Origin of the sequence: Agrobacterium tumefaciens (assembly GCF_005221385.1) — a bacterium.
Classification (GTDB): Bacteria; Pseudomonadota; Alphaproteobacteria; order Rhizobiales; family Rhizobiaceae; genus Agrobacterium; species Agrobacterium tomkonis.
In genome coordinates, this window is record NZ_CP039903.1 from 94,441 (window position 1) to 110,577 (window position 16,137).

General features: G+C 56.2%; 16 protein-coding genes and 1 tRNA gene. 14 read left to right on the forward strand and 3 right to left on the reverse strand.

Going from position 1 to position 16,137, the window contains the following annotated elements; all coding sequences use genetic code 11:
• Window positions 1-198 precede the first annotated feature (198 nt).
• From CFBP6623_RS00470 to CFBP6623_RS00505, 8 genes are all read left to right on the forward strand, one after another.
• Window positions 199-1,395: a tyrosine-type recombinase/integrase gene (locus CFBP6623_RS00470; protein ID WP_080842349.1), complete on the forward strand. Its 1,197-nt coding sequence runs from the start codon at window positions 199-201 to the stop codon at window positions 1,393-1,395.
• Window positions 1,396-1,490: 95 nt separating this feature from the next.
• Window positions 1,491-2,231, forward strand: a complete 741-nt coding sequence (locus CFBP6623_RS00475) for a hypothetical protein (protein ID WP_137002482.1) — start codon at window positions 1,491-1,493, stop codon at window positions 2,229-2,231.
• A 123-nt stretch (window positions 2,232-2,354) separates the two neighbouring features.
• Window positions 2,355-2,723, forward strand: a complete 369-nt coding sequence (locus tag CFBP6623_RS26655; protein ID WP_167379166.1) for a hypothetical protein — start codon at window positions 2,355-2,357, stop codon at window positions 2,721-2,723.
• A 283-nt stretch (window positions 2,724-3,006) separates the two neighbouring features.
• On the forward strand, window positions 3,007-3,426 hold the full coding sequence (locus CFBP6623_RS00485; RefSeq protein WP_332311143.1) for a type II toxin-antitoxin system RelE/ParE family toxin: 420 nt from the start codon (window positions 3,007-3,009) through the stop codon (window positions 3,424-3,426).
• 1 nt (window position 3,427) lies between these two features.
• Window positions 3,428-3,802 carry an addiction module antidote protein gene (locus tag CFBP6623_RS00490; protein ID WP_175415490.1) on the forward strand — a complete coding sequence of 125 codons (375 nt, stop codon included), beginning with the start codon at window positions 3,428-3,430 and terminating at the stop codon, window positions 3,800-3,802.
• 577 nt (window positions 3,803-4,379) lie between these two features.
• Complete coding sequence (locus CFBP6623_RS00495; RefSeq protein WP_137002483.1) at window positions 4,380-4,652, forward strand: hypothetical protein; 273 nt, start codon at window positions 4,380-4,382, stop codon at window positions 4,650-4,652.
• Window positions 4,653-4,662: 10 nt separating this feature from the next.
• Window positions 4,663-5,217 (forward strand): hypothetical protein, encoded by a 555-nt coding sequence (locus CFBP6623_RS00500; RefSeq protein WP_137002484.1) that lies wholly within the window; start codon window positions 4,663-4,665, stop codon window positions 5,215-5,217.
• Window positions 5,218-5,255: 38 nt separating this feature from the next.
• Complete coding sequence (locus tag CFBP6623_RS00505) at window positions 5,256-5,654, forward strand: hypothetical protein (protein ID WP_080842336.1); 399 nt, start codon at window positions 5,256-5,258, stop codon at window positions 5,652-5,654.
• 318 nt (window positions 5,655-5,972) lie between these two features.
• Here the strand turns inward: CFBP6623_RS00505 and CFBP6623_RS00510 are convergent.
• Both CFBP6623_RS00510 and CFBP6623_RS00515 read right to left on the reverse strand, forming a co-directional pair.
• Window positions 5,973-6,048, reverse strand: a tRNA-Thr gene (locus tag CFBP6623_RS00510).
• A gap of 136 nt (window positions 6,049-6,184) precedes the next feature.
• Entirely contained in the window at window positions 6,185-7,147 is a 963-nt protein-coding gene (locus CFBP6623_RS00515; RefSeq protein ID WP_046799390.1) for an NAD(P)H-dependent flavin oxidoreductase, read from the reverse strand.
• Between the two features lie 254 nt (window positions 7,148-7,401).
• On the opposite strand from CFBP6623_RS00515, the gene CFBP6623_RS00520 reads away from it, so the two are divergent.
• Complete coding sequence (locus tag CFBP6623_RS00520; RefSeq protein ID WP_046799461.1) at window positions 7,402-8,547, forward strand: hypothetical protein; 1,146 nt, start codon at window positions 7,402-7,404, stop codon at window positions 8,545-8,547.
• 60 nt (window positions 8,548-8,607) lie between these two features.
• Here CFBP6623_RS00520 and ppk2 read toward each other — a convergent pair whose 3' ends face one another.
• Window positions 8,608-9,489, reverse strand: coding sequence for a polyphosphate kinase 2 (ppk2, locus tag CFBP6623_RS00525; RefSeq protein WP_046799391.1), 882 nt, complete (start codon window positions 9,487-9,489; stop codon window positions 8,608-8,610).
• A 232-nt stretch (window positions 9,490-9,721) separates the two neighbouring features.
• Between ppk2 and phoR the strand changes: the two genes are divergently transcribed.
• The 5 genes from phoR to pstB all read left to right on the forward strand — a co-directional run bounded on the left by phoR (window position 9,722) and on the right by pstB (window position 16,125).
• A complete protein-coding gene (gene phoR, locus CFBP6623_RS00530) occupies window positions 9,722-10,990 on the forward strand; it encodes a phosphate regulon sensor histidine kinase PhoR (protein WP_046799392.1) in 1,269 nt (422 codons plus the stop codon).
• Between the two features lie 195 nt (window positions 10,991-11,185).
• Window positions 11,186-12,220, forward strand: a complete 1,035-nt coding sequence (locus CFBP6623_RS00535) for a substrate-binding domain-containing protein (protein WP_046799393.1) — start codon at window positions 11,186-11,188, stop codon at window positions 12,218-12,220.
• A 271-nt stretch (window positions 12,221-12,491) separates the two neighbouring features.
• Window positions 12,492-13,976, forward strand: coding sequence for a phosphate ABC transporter permease subunit PstC (gene pstC / locus CFBP6623_RS00540; protein ID WP_052820252.1), 1,485 nt, complete (start codon window positions 12,492-12,494; stop codon window positions 13,974-13,976).
• Window positions 13,973-15,295, forward strand: coding sequence for a phosphate ABC transporter permease PstA (gene pstA / locus CFBP6623_RS00545; protein ID WP_046799395.1), 1,323 nt, complete (start codon window positions 13,973-13,975; stop codon window positions 15,293-15,295). The genes pstC and pstA overlap by 4 nt, the downstream gene beginning before the upstream one ends.
• Window positions 15,296-15,309: 14 nt before the next feature.
• The gene (gene pstB, locus CFBP6623_RS00550) at window positions 15,310-16,125 is read left to right on the forward strand and encodes a phosphate ABC transporter ATP-binding protein PstB (protein WP_046799396.1); all 816 of its coding nucleotides are present in this window, start codon (window positions 15,310-15,312) and stop codon (window positions 16,123-16,125) included.
• The last annotated feature ends 12 nt before the right edge of the window (window positions 16,126-16,137 follow it).

A 16,137-nucleotide genomic window follows, 5' to 3' on the forward strand; every position in this document is an offset into this window, starting at 1 on the left:
ATTGAATGAGTTTTCATTTTACTTGGAAATGGTGCCGCTTACGTGCATTGAACTCTAGTAAGCGTGTGTCATAACCTGTCGCCTTTCGCTTGCCTACCCCTTGCGTTCCAGTCTATCGATTGTAAAACGCAGTCGTCTTATGTAATAGTTCGTCGTCATAAGTCGTTTCTCCAAAGGTGGATTAGAAGGTGGATTGAAATGGCCCGCTCTTTGAACAAGCTTTCGGCGCTTGCAGTCAAAAATGCCGGTGCCGGTAAATTCTCCGATGGCGGCGGCTTGTGGCTCATCAAGCGTGAAGATGGCGGCGGCCAATGGGTGTTGCGTTTTACGATCCACGGCAGGCGCCGGGAGATGGGTCTAGGCTCGATCGTTGAGGTATCGCTAAAGGAAGCGCGCGAAGCTGCCGAACGCTGGCGCGCCTCCGCACGCTCTGGCCTTGATCCTATTAGCCAGCGCGAGAAACATAAGCGGGAAGCGGTAAAGCGGCTGCACCTGTTGAAGGACGTTGCCGACGATGCGTTCGAAAGCCGGAAGGCAGAGCTAAAGGGCGATGGGAAGGCGGGCCGGTGGTTCAGCCCTCTTGAGCTTCACATTCTTCCTAAACTCGGCAAGACGCCGGTTGCCGAGATCGACCAAACCCAAATTCGCGATGTGCTTTCGCCAATCTGGCACACCAAGGCAGAGACAGCGCGCAAGGCCCTAAACCGCCTCGACATCTGCATGCGCCATGCTGCCGCCCTTGGCCTTGAGGTGGACATTCAAGCGGTTGCCAAAGCTCGGGCGCTTCTAGGCCAGCAGAGACACGAAGCCACTAACATTCCCGCAATGCCCTGGCTTGAGGTGCCAGCTTTCTACACCCGTCTTTCCGATGGTTCGATAACGCACCTTGCCTTGCGCCTTCTCATTCTTACTGGCGTTCGCTCCCGACCACTGCGCTTCCTACATGTTGACCAGATTGAGGGCGACGTGTGGACGATACCGGGTGAGGCAATGAAAGGCAGGAAAGGGAAGACGCCAGATTTCCGCGTGCCGCTCACGCCTGAAGCGCTGGATATCATCAAGGCAGCGTTGCCGCTCTCCCGTGATGGCTTCCTATTCCCAAGCATCAAGAAGGGCGTAATTTCCGATGCCACGATGTCGAGGCTAATGGAGCGCGATAAAATCGCATATCGGCCGCACGGCTTTCGCTCCTCTTTGCGCGACTGGATAGCCGAAGCAACAGACACCCCACACGATATTGCAGAAACAACGCTCGGGCACACCGTGGGCGGTAAGGTGGAGCGCGCATATAGGCGAACCGATTTTTTGGATCAGCGCCGCAAGCTTCTTGAGCGCTGGGCAAATCATGTAACCGGCAAGGGTGGGCAAGTCCTGCGGCTTGTTGCGGAGGGATAGAGATTTCGAATCCGTGGGGATAGGCCGGCCAGCCGACAAGCCAAACGCACCTTTGGTTTCCCTGCGGTAACGGTGCTTTCGCGGAGTGCAGCGAATTGGCATATTACCCAGCAGTAACAAGAAGTTCGTTTTGGTTCGACAGTAGCCAGCCCCGAGATGCCCCGGATGGCAGCTACGTATTCATAGGTCGCGCGGTAGATATCCTGGGCCGCGCCATTTTTGCCGACTGGCAGGAAGATACCCCCCGGAAAGCATTTGCGTCTGTAGGGAAGGATAAAAACGCGATCGATCGAATATCCCAGATTATGGACGAGCTCGGGCCTGCCATAGCCCGAGGGCAGGTTAAATTTGCGCTCCGCGCAGCGAAGGGCGGTGACTTCAAGCTGCCGCGTGAAGAGCTTGGCGTGCGAGAGGGCGCGTTTATTCAGTTCAGCCGTTCATCTTGGAACGTTGACGATTTCACGCCACTTTTCAAATTTGGGCAAATGTCAGACGGCATTTTTCGCTCTGACTACAGCGTTCCAGATTGGATTTATGTTGAGCGGGAAAGCCTAACCCTATTCGCAAGTTCAATCACTAAACCGATTCACCATAAGGTCACGGAAGAAGAACTTCCAGAAGCCCAGAACCCTGTGCTCACTATGGCAGCCCGCATAATCGCTATCAAAAAAGAAAACACAAGCAAGACTAGAAGCCAAATCAAAGATGAAATGAGGGCCGAGAATAAAGGTGGGCTTACTGACGCTGCGTTCGATAGCGCTTGGGCTTTGGCTAGAGAGCAACATCCGCCGTTAAAGCAATCCGGGAGGCCGCATGGGGCAAAAAAAACCATATAAGTTTCAATGCGATACAAATAAAATAATCCCTCCTACCATTATTTTTTAACCCTTCCAAATATTTAAGCAGTCCCGCATTTGCCATCCTCTTGTCTGTCGCAACCGGACACTAGAGGTCAACAAATGACAGACGTTAACATCAAGGCAGATAAGCTGCTCACCGACAAAGAGGCTGCCGCCTATCTGGGAGTAGCTCGTCAAACGGTAGCCGCCGCCCCCACAATTGTTGTTCGCGCACACGGCGACGGCGGTGCCCACGAGTGCTACAGCAACAAGCGCAGCGGCCGCTGCATCCTGATTCTGAACCATCTGAGGACAATCAAAAGCCTGTACGCCCCGTCGATTCAGTTCTTTCAAAATATCTTGCTGGAATACTGGATCTTGGTTCTGCAAGTATGTCCGACAGAGCGTCGGTTTATCGATCGACTTTGGATTATTGTCGAACGCTTCCCGCGAAGTGGTGCATGCGCTCAAGGCACACGAAATGAATAGGGCGCTGAGCACCCGCAAATATACAATTGTCAAAATAGCCCCCAATAACGTCCCCGCGATTACGCAAACACGCTGAACGTTCAGAGTCGAGTCTACTCAACTGAAATTTTAATTAGTAGAAAGAAAAGAATGGGCCGGCCGGTGGCGCCCCCGTGCGGTTTAGGCGGTGCTCCGCCGTTATTTAATCTCAAGGCGTGAGAGGAATGACCGTGGCACGTGCTGAGATTTTGGAAGCCATTCACTAGGGACGTCGTGTCGAATTTTTGTTGGAAAGCGAGTTAACATGGGCAAGAAGGACAAGCCCGAAGACGCCATTATGGGAGCGATATTTGGGGAGAAAGACGAAGCAGTTGCGGAACCAGATAATCAACAGACAGTTGACTGTGACGAAGAAAGTGATAACTCTAGTTCACAGTCAATCGAGGTGAGGCGTACCACTGAGTTTCAAGACTGGCTCCGCGGCCTCAAGGATCGAACGGCACAGCAGCGCATAGCAACGCGACTTGTGCGGGTCCAATCTGGCCTCCTTGGCGATGTGAAATATTTCAATGGCATAGGTGAGATACGCATCGATTATGGGCCCGGATATCGCGTCTACTTCGTGAAAAAAAGCAATGTCATCATCGTGCTTCTATGCGGCGGTGACAAGAAGAGCCAGCCGAGCGATGTAAAGCGTGCTCAGGATATGGCAAAGGAGGTTTGAGATGGCTATTGAATCCGTACCTTTTGACGCTTCGGAGTTTTTCGACTCCGAAGAATCGCAAGCTAAACTGGTTGCCGATGCCTTCGAGACCGGGGATCTGCGATACATAACTCATGCGCTGGGCGTTGTCGCGAAGGCCGAAGGAATGACGAAAATTGCTCGTCAGGCCGGGGTCAGCAGAGAAGCTCTCTATAAGGCATTGAGCGACGACGGCGATCCAAAGTTTTCAACGCTGATGGGTGTCCTGAAGGCGCTAAACCTGAAGGTCTCCGTTGAACCAGAAAAGGCTTCAGGCAAAGCCACTCGTGTTCAAAAGCGGTTCAAACCTCGACGCAAGCGGATGGCGGTTCGGCAGAGAGCTCTGAAAGCTGCGTAAGCGCCTGCCGGATGCTTAGAAAACGCGTTCCGGGCTTTTGCGGTGTCATGAGAACCTGACATGCGTCGCTTTTTTGAGACGGTGCCGGCTTTAAAAAATCGGCTGCCCCAAATCTGAGGACGCCCGATTTACGGGAAATTACGGGGAGGGCAGCCTTGCCAGAAACCCACGTTCCCGCTTTTTTTCAGTTACCCCATGTGCCAATAAAATAGTGGGAAATACTGATGAGAGCGTAAAATAGGCCGAAATAGGGGAATGGGGTCTGCTGCTACGCTCGCCGTACGGTAGATGAAGGAATTTTGTCACTCCCTAAAAGAGATCGAATTTTCGGAAGCCGTAAAAAGGCAGCGCCGCCCTGATAATACAGAGTGGAAACAGAGTGCATCAAAGTTTGTGATGGGGTCGATAAGATAGATCGGTTTGGGTTATGTGTTGCGCACGTCTACGGATGAACTAGCGCAGAGAGAAATAGGCCAGCAGTCAGGCGCTGGCCTTTTCGTTTTCTTTCAAGACAAATGGCAAGTGGCGCCGAGAACCTGACAAAACCTGACATCAAGGCTGCAATTGACGCGACCTGTTGGAGGATGTTGGAGCAGCTGCCGCAATTTCTGCGGCCATGAATATCTGGCCCGGTTCCCCGGCCGAGATCGATACAGACAAGTCAGATCAGCAACCGCATGGAAAAGCTTGTGAAATGGCGAGTTTCCAAGAAGCTGGAGATGCTGATGGGCAAAAAACGAAAAAACTCAACAACATAGCAGCTAAAGTCATGGAATTGGCGCATCCCGCCGGGGAGGGGAGCTTGACTTATGGTTTCATTGAAACCATAATGGTTTCATTGAAACCATAAGGTGTCCGCGATGAGCAAAAACAGTGAAGACCTCCCTGTTCAGGCATTTCATTATTTAAAAGACCACTGGCACATTGGAATGCCAAGCATTACCGGTGTCGCAGAGCTCTTAGGCGTTAACAGGAACACTTTCAAAACCCGCATAGCAAGGGGGCAGGCTCTTTCACTAAAGGAGCCCAACGGTGAATTACGGAAGACTTTGATATTTACGGGATATCATCTCGTTTACAATCTTTTATCCGATCGGCTTCTCCGCTACGGCTTCTCCGTTCATCACGACGAGGCATCACTAGCATCAGAACCACATACGTATGCCAACTGGGTCGCTGAGAAGGTTCTAACTTCACCATACCGTTCCGATGCAATACTGAGGTTTAGCAAGGATGCAGATGGCAAGGTGATGGGCTTGGCCTATGAGAACGGAGACGCGACGCTCCCCTACAGCGATTGTGCGCTAATCTTGCCTATAGGCCACATGGTTAGACGTCTGGCCATGTCCGTTCACATGCGATCAAATCCAGCGCGCTACGGCTTGGCATCTTTCGAAAAAGCCGATTTGACTTAAATACCCGCGAAAAATTAGCGACTCAGGAACCGGCCAATATGAAGAAGTTACTTGAGCAAGCTTTCCGATCCCACTGTGAGACATTTGAAGACAGCAAGGACAATCTTCAGCATTTTTCAGGAATCTTGGATCACGTCATAAAGATTGTGACGACAATCGCATTGCTAGTCGGGATCGAGCTATCGCGACAAAAGCATCCAATGATGCTCATTACCGTCGTCTACTGGCTCACCTGGCTCGTCTTTTTCATCTACTTGCAGAGGCTTTTTGAGCACTGCCTGATATTTATAATTGACAGGTGGGACCTCGCAGACCCCAAGGCTTCTCCGGTAAGATGGTCGATAGGAATAAGTACGCTCCTGTTCAGCCTTGTCTTGCTCTACTGGGGAAACGATACGCTAAGCGAGTTAGTTGCGGTAGGTTTTCTGAAAGACTGACCCATTGTACGGAGCGCGACCATCGATCGACGCAAAGGCCCGTAGGCGGGAAACCCCGGCTCTGCCCTATCGAAAGTGAGTGCGTGCTCGTCCATCTGGCGCATCAATTCGATATCGCTTTCATCACTTCAGTATCCATCGCGGCTATGGGGCATGTTGAAGAAGGTTGGGACCGGCGCCGATGCTTCAAACGGGCAAGTGCAGTTCACGGGCTTGTGACCATCCTCATACCGACGCGCAAAAGGTGGGCAGAAAGGTGGATGAAAAACCACCGCTCCGTCTTAATGATTTGAGATATCTAGGTTTTTTAGAAAAAAATGGTGCCGCTTACGTGACTCGAACACGTGACCCCGTCATTACGAATGACGTGCTCTACCAACTGAGCTAAAGCGGCCCGAACATGACCCGTCTGTTGCGGATCAGCTTCATGGCGGGCTGATACAGGCAATGCTGACGGATTTCAAGCCTTGAATACGCGGCTTTTGAAATTTCCGCAAAAAGCTTTGCCTGCTTATTGTTTGCGGGCGGCGTCAGGCCGTTGTGCAGATGCGGTTTTTCGCAGCCTTATATTCCCGCGCCAGCCGATCGACGAGGTCTGCCACCGGCTCCACGGCCTTGACCGCGCCAATACCCTGGCCGGCGCCCCAGATGTCCTTCCAGGCCTTTGCCCCGCCGGTTGCCGTTTCGAAGTCCATCTTGGAGGGGTCCGCTTCGGGCAGGTCGTCGGGATCCATGCCGGAGGCGACGATGGAGCTTTTCAGGTAGTTGCCATGAACGCCGGTGAAATAATTCGAATAGACGATGTCTTTCGCTTGAGCGTCCACGATCGCCTGTTTGTAGCCGTCGGAAGCGCGCGCCTCCTGCGTGGCAATGAAGGGCGAGCCGATATAGGCCATGTCCGCGCCCATGGCCTGTGCCGCGAGGATTGAACCGCCATTGGCGATGGCGCCGGCCAGCAATAGCGGGCCATCAAACCATTCGCGGATTTCCTGAACAAGCGCGAAGGGTGACAACGTGCCGGCATGTCCGCCAGCGCCGGTTGCCACCGCAATCAGCCCATCCGCGCCCTTGCGGATGGCGGAGCGGGCGTGTCGATCATTGATCACATCGTGCAGCACGATGCCGCCATAGGAGTGCACCGCCGCATTGACCTCCGGTACGGCGCCGAGCGAGGAAATCACCACCGGCACCTTATATTTGACGCAGAGGCCAAGATCATGTTCCAGCCGGCGATTGGACATGTGCACGATCTGGTTGACCGCAAAGGGGGCAGCCGGACGATCCGGGTTGGCGCTGTTATGGGCGGCAAGCTCTTCGGTAATCATCGCCAGCCATTCGTCCAGCTGGCTTTCGGGCCGCGCGTTCAGCGCCGGGAAAGCGCCGATGACACCCGCCTTGCATTGTGCCAGCGTCAATTGCGGATGCGAAATAATGAATAGCGGTGATGCTATGACCGGAAGACGCAGATTGTCTTTCAGCACGGACGGTAGCATGTTTCCTCCCATGAATTACGTTTACGCGCACGTAAGTTAATATCGTGTTCGGCGACGGATTGAAAGCGAAAACCGCGCCGTATCGGCGTCACAAATCTGCGTTCGCAGCGCCACAATGGATCGATTTTCCCCAAGCCAATCCGGTCATTATAACAAACGATGCTTGCGGAGGCGCGGCATAGCCGTTACCGAATCGTAAACCAATGGCGCAGCGCCGCATATTTTTGCACAGCGCAACAGAACAAGGATCGGTCGTGAGCGGACTGGAAACGGCAATCAGAAATGCTCTGGAAAAATCGGACAGATCGAACGCCGAAGTTCGTGCACGGATTTACCAATCATCGCGCCAGGCGCTGGAAGCTGGCCTGCGCAAGCAGGGCATAGACGAACCACAGGTCGTCGCCCAGCAACGCCAGCGGCTTGAAAGCCTCATTCATGTCATTGAAAATGAAGAGCGTAACCGGCTTCTGGACAGGGTGGAACAGCAATTGCGGCCACCACTGCCGGAGAGTGTCGCCCATGATGAACCCTCGGTCGATCCCGTTTCGCAGCCGCAGCACCACGGCGATATGGCCGTCGAGCCGGAACTGCGTGGCGAAACGCGTGACGCGCGGCCGGGCGTCGCTGCTGCTGAAGAGCCGCTAAGTGCCGGTCGGCGCAATGCAAAGCCATCCAGGAGAGGATCCAGCGCGGGCGATGCCTCGCTTGCTTTCCGCCCGGAAGGCGCTGTTGGCCGCCGCAAGCGCCGCGGACTTTTTGCAAGGCTTTTCATATATGTAACGCTTCTCGCCTTCATCGGTTTCGGCGCCTGGTGGGTCTATTCGTCCGGCCTGCTGCTGTCGCCGGCGCAACGTGATACCAGCGTGCCCAATCCGCCGGCCCAGGTGCAGGCGGAGGACTTCAACGGCGCAGAACCGGCGCCGAGCCTCTCCGCCGGCCGTGGTTTCTCCGATGACTGGGTGGAACTCTTTAATGCCGAGCGCGGCAGCGCCGGAGTTTCGGCAGGCCCGCGCGCCACGGTCGAAAACATCGCCACACCTGCCGGCAAGGCGATAAAGGTGACGTCGAGAAGTGTTTCGCAGGATGGTGCTGTTAGCGTCGAGGTTCCGGTGGAAGTCATGCGTGACATGGCGGGCAAGTCCTCGACCATATCGATCACGCTGCAATCATCCAGCGACCGGCAGACACAGGTTTCCGTCGCCTGCGATTTCGCCACGCTTGGAGATTGTTCACGTCACCGCTTTACGGCCACGGCTGAAAGGGCGGATATGCTGCTGAACGCGACATTCGAGCGCTCGCTCGCTCCTAACGCGCCGGGCAAAATCTTCATCAACAGCGACATTGACGGCAACAGCCGCCCGGTCAATCTTTACTCCGTGCGCATTCTGCCCGGCCAGTAAGACTGACAGGAAGAATGGCAAGCGCCGCCGTGAGGAGGCGCTTGCCTTCGTCTCCCCGTCCTATTTAAGAAACTCCGGACCCGACCCCAGTATCTTGTCGTCGATCTCGCCGATCACCTTCTTGTCCTTGCCGTCATAGTCGAGTGCATTGAGAATATGGCAGATCAGGTTCACACGGGCGCGGCGCTTGTCGTTGGCGCGCACCACCGTCCAGGGGGCATCGTCGGTGTGGGTCTTTTCCAGCATCTCGTCGCGCTTTTGTGTGTAGTCATCCCATTTCGTCAGCGCCGCTATGTCCATATCCGAAAGCTTCCAGCATTTCAGCGGGCTGTGGCGGCGATCGTGGAAGCGTTCGATCTGCGTCTCGCGGCCGATGTCGAGCCAGAACTTGAAAAGATGAATGTCCTCATGCACCAGCATCTTTTCCAGCCGCGGTGTTTCCTTGAGAAAGCGCTTGTGTTCTTCCGGGGTGCAAAATCCCATGACCGGCTCGACACCGGCGCGGTTATACCAGGAACGGTCGAAGAGAACGAATTCGCCGGCAGTCGGAAAATGTGAGATATAGCGCTGGAAATACCATTGGCCGCGTTCTGTTTCCGTCGGTTTGGTCAGCGCCACCACGCGGGCATAACGGGGGTTGAGATAGGCCCGGGCCGCAAAGATCGCGCCGCCCTTGCCCGCCGCATCGCGGCCTTCGAAGACCGCCATCACCCGTTTGCCGGTGGCCTGCAGCCAGAACTGCACCTTCACCAGCTCCACCTGCAGCGCCTCCAGCGCGGCGTCGTAATCTTCCCGTTTCATCTTCTTGTCGTAGGGAAAGTCGCCTGCAGAGAGTTTTTTGTCCTCCACCCAGTCGGGAAGAACCGGATCGTCGATGTCGAAGCTGCGCGGCTTGCCGCCAATGGTAAGCTCCACCGCTCGCTTCTTCGTGTCTTCGGCCATATTTGTTCTCCGGCTATTGTTGTGTAAAGGCAACTCACCGCCAATGAGTTCATATCCACCGGCAGAATTCAAGTGAAAGAGGAGTGGCTGCGCATGGTGCGGCGCCGGGGAAGATTGCGGCACAGATTTTGCGCATATACGTTGCGAAAAATGCGCGGTGATGAATCTCTGTCATGAAGCTGGCCTATGAGAATTCGATGCGCCGTCAGGTGAAAGTGGAAAGCAGGCTGAAATGGCAGTCATGGAAGGCGATCGTGGATTAAGGCTTTTGGGACGAAAGCTTGGCCGAAACTGGTTGCCCGTTCTCGTCGTCAGCATGCTGGCCATCGTGGCCGTTTCGGAACTGCACACGCCCTATATGCCGGCCGTTCTTTGGTTCTGTGCCATCATCGCCATTCTTGCGGTTCGGGAACGGCCAGTGGCGCCGAAAACCGATGAAACCGCGGTTGCGGAAACGGATGAACCCGAGGTGCCCGCCGAAAGTGTCATTTCCGGTGTCAGGGCCGGCCTTGCAGTGCTGGATACGCCGGTCTTCATCCTCGACAAGAATGCCAGCGTGCTGTTTCAGAACGGTGCGGCCGAACGTGCTTTCGGCCAGCTTCCACCCGGCGCGCATATTTCCGCCCGCCTGCGATCTCCCGGTCTGCTGGATGTCATCCGCGAAACCATCACCACCGGCCAGCCCAATCAGGTCGAGCATTCGGAGCGTTTTCCATCCGAACGGGTCTTCATCGTTCGCATCGCCCGTGCGGATGCGGGGGAGGTGGCCGGCCCGCCATTTTACATATTGTCGTTCCGTGATGTGTCGGAGCTTCGCCGCATCGACCGGATGCGCAGCGACTTCGTCGCCAATGCCAGCCATGAATTGCGCACGCCGCTCGCCTCGCTGCGCGGCTTCATCGAAACCATGCAGGGTCCGGCTCGCAACGATCCGAAGGCACAGGAACGTTTCCTCGCCATCATGCTGGATCAGGCAACCCGCATGAGCAGGCTGGTGGATGATCTGATGTCGCTTTCACGGCTGGAGCTGCGGGCGAATATCGCGCCTGACCAGAAGGTCGACCTCGTCCCCGTCATCGGACATGTGCGGGACGCGCTGTTGCCGCTCGCCAATGAGCTGGATGTCGAGATCACCCTACATCTGCCTGACCGGCCGGCAGAAGTGCAGGGCGACCGCGACGAACTGGTGCAGGTGTTTCAAAATCTCGTTGAAAATGCTTGCAAATATGGACAGGAAGGCAAGGTCGTGGATGTCTGGCTGCGCGCCGAACCCGGCAAGCCGGTGGAAGTGAGCGTCATCGACAAGGGGCCGGGCATTCCCGCTGAACATGTGCCGCGTCTGACGGAGCGGTTTTATCGCGTCAGTGTCGCCGACAGCCGTTCCAAAAAAGGAACGGGTCTGGGGCTTGCCATTGTCAAGCACATCCTCACCCGCCACCGTGCCCGCCTCATCATCAAATCGGAATTGGGCAACGGTACGGACTTCACGGTCAGATTCTGACATAAAATATCTATCTGCTTTTACTGTCGTAAAATTTTATAAATTAAATCAATAATTTAGGTTGTCACAAATCTTTCACTGAAGTGACATAAAAGGATGTGGCTACGGTGGTTAAGAAAAGGTCGCCGAGCGCATGCTTTGAGCGAGTGCCGCTATCGGCCGCGTCCACAAACAAGCCCACGACGGGAGAGACAAATGAACATCCTTAAATTTTCCGCAGCAGCTCTGGTGGCTTCTGTCGCCTTCGCTGGCGCCGCCGCTGCTCGCGACCAGATCCAGGTTGCCGGTTCTTCCACGGTTCTGCCCTATGCCAAGATCGTTGCTGAAACCTTCGCCGAAACCTTCCCGAACTTCAAGGCTCCGGTTGTTGAGTCCGGCGGCACGGGCGGTGGTCTGAAGGCGTTCTGCTCCGGCGTTGGTGAAGGCACCATCGACATCGCCAACGCTTCGCGCGCAATCAAGAGCGACGAACTGGCCGCCTGTAAGGCTGCCGGCGTTGCCGACGTTCAGGAAGTGAAGATCGGTTACGACGGTATCGTCTTCGCAATGGACGCTTCCAACAAGGACATCAAGCTCGAGCCGAAGGATCTTTACCTCGCTCTCGCCGCTGAAATCGTCAAGGACGGCAAGCTCGTTGCCAACCCCAACAAGAAGTGGTCGGAAGTCAACAAGGAACTGCCTGATGTAGCGATTGCCGCTTACATCCCGGGTTCCAAGCACGGCACCCGCGAAGTCTTCGAAGAGAAGATCATGGCTGACGGCTGCAAGGAAGCCGGCGCTACCGACGCCATCAAGAAGATCGTCACCGATGCCAAGCAGGCAGCTGCAAAGTGCATCGCTGTCCGTAAGGATGGCGCCGCGGTCGACATCGACGGCGACTACACCGAAACGCTGGCCCGCATCGACGCCAACAAGACCGGCCTCGGCGTCTTCGGCCTCGCTTTCTATGAAAACAATGCTGACCGTCTGAAGGTTGCCACTGTTTCTGGCGTTGTTCCGTCCACCGAAACCGTTGCCAGCGGCAAGTACCCGGTTTCCCGTCCGCTGTTCTTCTACGTGAAGAAGGCTCACCTGGGCGTTATCCCGGGCCTCAAGGAATATGTCGAGTTCTTCGTTTCTGACGACATGATCGGCCCTGATTCCCCGCTCGCCAACTACGGCCTGGTTGCCGCTCCGGACAAGGAGCGCGAAGAAATCCGCGCCAAGTTCGCAGCCGGCGCTTCCATGTAATAAAGATGAGGGGCGCGGCCTGCCGCGCCCCTTGTTCCGCCCGGTGCCTCTCCGCTTCGGCGATTGTCTCCGGTTGACAGTTCCGATCCATCGCCATCCACATAATTGTTTATGGATTACAGATGGATAGGTTGTATCAACCTTGACGCTTGCCAGACTTTGATACAGTCAAAAGGCAGGCATCTCTGGATGGTCCAGCGGTCTCGTTTTGATGACTTTTTGATTTGCCCGATATCGCACCGTGCTCTTGAGGCACGCCGAGGGAATTCTAATGAACACATCGATCCTTTTGCTGATACTGGCGCTGATCGGCATCGGCAGTTATCTGCTCGGCAGCCGCCGCGCCATTGCTCTGTCTGGCGGGCGCCCCGCCAGCATGCATTCCCGTGCCGGTTATCACGGCTCCTACGCGGTCGTCTGGGCGGTGTTGCCCGCGGCGTTCATTCTCTGTGTCTGGCTCGTTATCAGCCCGCTGGTCGTCACTTCTGCCGTGCGCGGCAATTTTCCCGAAGATGTGCGCGCCCAGTCCGAGGCGCAGCAAAGCCTGACCTATGGCATGGTGAGCTCCATCGCCCGAGGTCTTCAGCGCCTGACGGCGGAAGAAACTGCGCAGGCAGACGCGGATACAGCCGCGGTAAGGCCGCTTCTGGCATCGAAAGGCGTCGCGATCGCCGGCGATCCTGAGCGTTATATGGTCGATGCTGCCCAGACGCTGAACACGATGACCACTACAAGCCGCATCGCGATGATCGTCATCGTGCTGGCGGCCGCGTTCGCCGGCGCCGCTTATGCGCTGCGTTCGATCGCTCCGCGCTTTCGGGCCCGCAACAAGGTTGAAAGGGTCATTCTCGCATCCTTGCTTGTTGCCTCGTCCATCGCGATCTTGACGACCATCGGCATCGTCCTGTCGATGCTGACGGAAGCCATCCAGTTCTTCACCATGGTTCCGGCACACCAGTTCTTTTTCGGAACCGTGTGGGATCCGCGTTTTGCCGCCGCTGGGGCAACGGACTCCTCCGGCCAGTTCGGCCTCATCCCGCTGCTTGCCGGCACGCTCTATATCGGCTTCGTCGCCATGCTGGTCGCGGTCCCGGTCGGTCTGTTTTCGGCGATTTACATGTCGGAATACGCCTCGCCGCGCCTGCGTTCAGTGGCAAAGCCGCTGCTCGAGGTCCTCGCCGGTATTCCCACGATCGTCTATGGCTTCTTCGCGCTGACGACGGTGGGTCCTTTCCTGCGAGACATTTCCACGCAGATCAGCGGTCTCACAACCGGAAACTATGCCAATTTCATCCAGGCGCAGAGCGTCATTACCGCCGGCTTTGTGATGGGAATCATGCTCATTCCCTATGTCTCGTCACTGTCGGACGATATCATCACCGCTGTGCCGCGTTCGTTGCGCGACGGTTCTCTCGGTCTTGGTGCCACGCGCTCTGAAACCATCAAGAAGGTCATCGTTCCTGCCGCTCTTCCCGGCATCGTCGGCGCCGTGCTGATGACGGCGTCGCGTGCGATCGGCGAAACGATGATTGTGGTTCTCGCCGCCGGTGTTGCGGCCCGCCTGCAGATCAACCCGTTCGAACCGATGACCACGGTGACGGTCAAGATCGTCAGCCAGCTGACCGGCGACCTTGAATTCACCTCGCCGCAGACGCTTGTCGCCTTCGCGCTGGGCATCACGCTTTTCGCCATCACGCTTTGCCTGAATATCTACGCGCTTTACATCGTGCGCAAATACCGGGAGCAATATGAATGACCGACATCGTTTCTCCCACAGCCGGTGCTGCCGCCGGAAACAGCGCCACGCGCCGTGATATCGGCATCAAGCGCCGCTATGCCGCCGAACGCCGCTTCCGCGCCTATGGAATGGCAGCGATTTCCTTCGGCCTCATCTTCCTCTTCCTGCTGCTCTGGTCGGTCGTTTCCAAGGGTTACACCGCCTTCCAGCAGACGATGATCACGGTCCCGGTCGAGTTTTCCGAACTGATCATCGATCCGAAGAATGAGCGGGCCGCAAACCCCGCAAAGCTGATGACGGCCAATTATCCCGTTCTCGCCCGAGATGCGGTTGCCAAGGTTCTCGGCGTCGCGCCGACGGACCGCGCCGGTCTGCGCGCCGTCAACGTCATGATCTCCGACAGCGTCCGCACCCAGCTGCGCGACATCGTCGTCGCCGATCCTGCCGTCATCGGCACCACACGCAACGTCACGCTTCTCGCATCGGGCGATGTGGATAGTGCCTTCAAGGGCCAGGTCGATCTGACGGTGGATGAAGCCAACCGCCGTATCTCGAACCAGCAGCTCGGCTGGATGAATCAGCTCGCCGAAGGCGGCCAGCTCGGCAAACATTTCAACACCGGCATCTTCGTTAACGGCAATTCGAGCCGTCCGGAAGCGGCAGGTGTCGGTGTGGCGCTGATCGGTTCCTTCTATATGATGATGATCGTGCTGGTTCTGTCGCTGCCAATCGGTGTCGCAGCCTCCATCTATCTCGAGGAATTTGCTCCGAAGAACCGTTTGACGGATCTTATCGAGGTGAACATCAACAATCTCGCGGCTGTTCCCTCGATCGTTTACGGTCTGCTTGGCCTTTCCGTCTTCATCAACTTCATGGGCTTTCCGCGCTCGGCCTCTCTGGTCGGCGGCCTCGTCCTGACACTGATGACACTGCCGACGATCATCATTGCCACACGCGCCGCATTGAAGGCCGTGCCGCCGTCGATCCGTGCCGCAGCACTTGGTCTCGGCGCTTCGAAGATGCAGACGATCTTCCATCACGTTCTGCCGCTCGCCATGCCCGGCATTCTCACCGGCACCATCATCGGCCTTGCCCATGCGCTGGGTGAAACGGCGCCGCTGCTCTTGATCGGCATGGTGGCATTCGTTGCAAATTATCCGACAACGCCGATGGATCCGTCCACGGCTCTGCCGGTGCAGATTTACATGTGGGCGAACGAAGCGGAACGTGCCTTTGTCGAAAGGACATCCGGCGCTATCATCATCCTGCTTTTGTTCCTCATCGTCATGAATGTTGGCGCAATCCTGTTGCGTCGCCGCTTCGAACGGCGCTGGTAGAGGGAGATTGAGCAATGAACATGTTGTCGGAAGCAGCAGTTGAAAAGGCGCTGGACAAGAAAATGAATGAAGTTTCGTACAAGATGATCGGCAAGGACGTTTCGGTTTTTTACGGCGAAAAGCGTGCGCTTTACGACGTGAACCTCAATGTCCGCGAAAACACGGTCACTGCGCTCATCGGTCCGTCCGGTTGCGGTAAATCCACATTCCTGCGTACCTTGAATCGCATGAACGATACGATCGATGGCTGCCGGGTTACCGGCAAGATCACCCTCGACAGCGACGATATCTACGATCAGGCGATCGATGTCGTGGAATTGCGCGCCCGCGTCGGCATGGTGTTCCAGAAGCCGAACCCCTTCCCGAAGACGATTTACGAGAACATCTCCTACGGTCCGCGCATCCACGGTCTTGCCCGTAACAAGGCGGATATGGACCAGATCGTTGAACAGAGCCTGCAGAGGGCCGGCCTGTGGAACGAAGTGAAAGACCGCCTGCAGGAATCCGGTACCGGCCTTTCCGGTGGTCAGCAGCAGCGTCTGTGCATTGCGCGCGCGGTTGCCGTCAGCCCGGAAGTGATCCTGATGGATGAACCCTGCTCGGCGCTCGATCCGATCGCAACCGCCAAGGTCGAGGAACTGATCCACGAACTGCGCGCCAACTTTACGATCGTCATCGTCACGCACTCCATGCAGCAGGCAGCGCGTGTTTCCCAGCGTACGGCCATGTTCCATCTTGGTCATCTTGTCGAAGAAAACGAAACGGACAAGATGTTCACCAATCCGGACGACCAGCGTACGCAGGATTACATCATGGGCCGCTTCGGCTGATTTCCGGCCGGC

Bases quoted from the DNA above. Each gene is read 5' to 3' on its own strand.
- pstA (WP_046799395.1), top strand. From the start codon at position 13,973: ATGACCGACATCGTTTCTCCCACAGCCGGTGCTGCCGCCGGAAACAGC.
- CFBP6623_RS00535 (WP_046799393.1), top strand. From the start codon at position 11,186: ATGAACATCCTTAAATTTTCCGCAGCAGCTCTGGTGGCTTCTGTCGCC.
- CFBP6623_RS00515 (WP_046799390.1), bottom strand. From the start codon at position 7,147: ATGCTACCGTCCGTGCTGAAAGACAATCTGCGTCTTCCGGTCATAGCA.
- pstC (WP_052820252.1), top strand. From the start codon at position 12,492: ATGAACACATCGATCCTTTTGCTGATACTGGCGCTGATCGGCATCGGC.
- CFBP6623_RS26655 (WP_167379166.1), top strand. From the start codon at position 2,355: ATGACAGACGTTAACATCAAGGCAGATAAGCTGCTCACCGACAAAGAG.
- CFBP6623_RS00485 (WP_332311143.1), top strand. From the start codon at position 3,007: ATGGGCAAGAAGGACAAGCCCGAAGACGCCATTATGGGAGCGATATTT.
- phoR (WP_046799392.1), top strand. From the start codon at position 9,722: ATGGCAGTCATGGAAGGCGATCGTGGATTAAGGCTTTTGGGACGAAAG.
- CFBP6623_RS00505 (WP_080842336.1), top strand. From the start codon at position 5,256: ATGAAGAAGTTACTTGAGCAAGCTTTCCGATCCCACTGTGAGACATTT.
- CFBP6623_RS00500 (WP_137002484.1), top strand. From the start codon at position 4,663: ATGAGCAAAAACAGTGAAGACCTCCCTGTTCAGGCATTTCATTATTTA.
- CFBP6623_RS00470 (WP_080842349.1), top strand. From the start codon at position 199: ATGGCCCGCTCTTTGAACAAGCTTTCGGCGCTTGCAGTCAAAAATGCC.
- CFBP6623_RS00490 (WP_175415490.1), top strand. From the start codon at position 3,428: ATGGCTATTGAATCCGTACCTTTTGACGCTTCGGAGTTTTTCGACTCC.
- pstB (WP_046799396.1), top strand. From the start codon at position 15,310: ATGAACATGTTGTCGGAAGCAGCAGTTGAAAAGGCGCTGGACAAGAAA.
- ppk2 (WP_046799391.1), bottom strand. From the start codon at position 9,489: ATGGCCGAAGACACGAAGAAGCGAGCGGTGGAGCTTACCATTGGCGGC.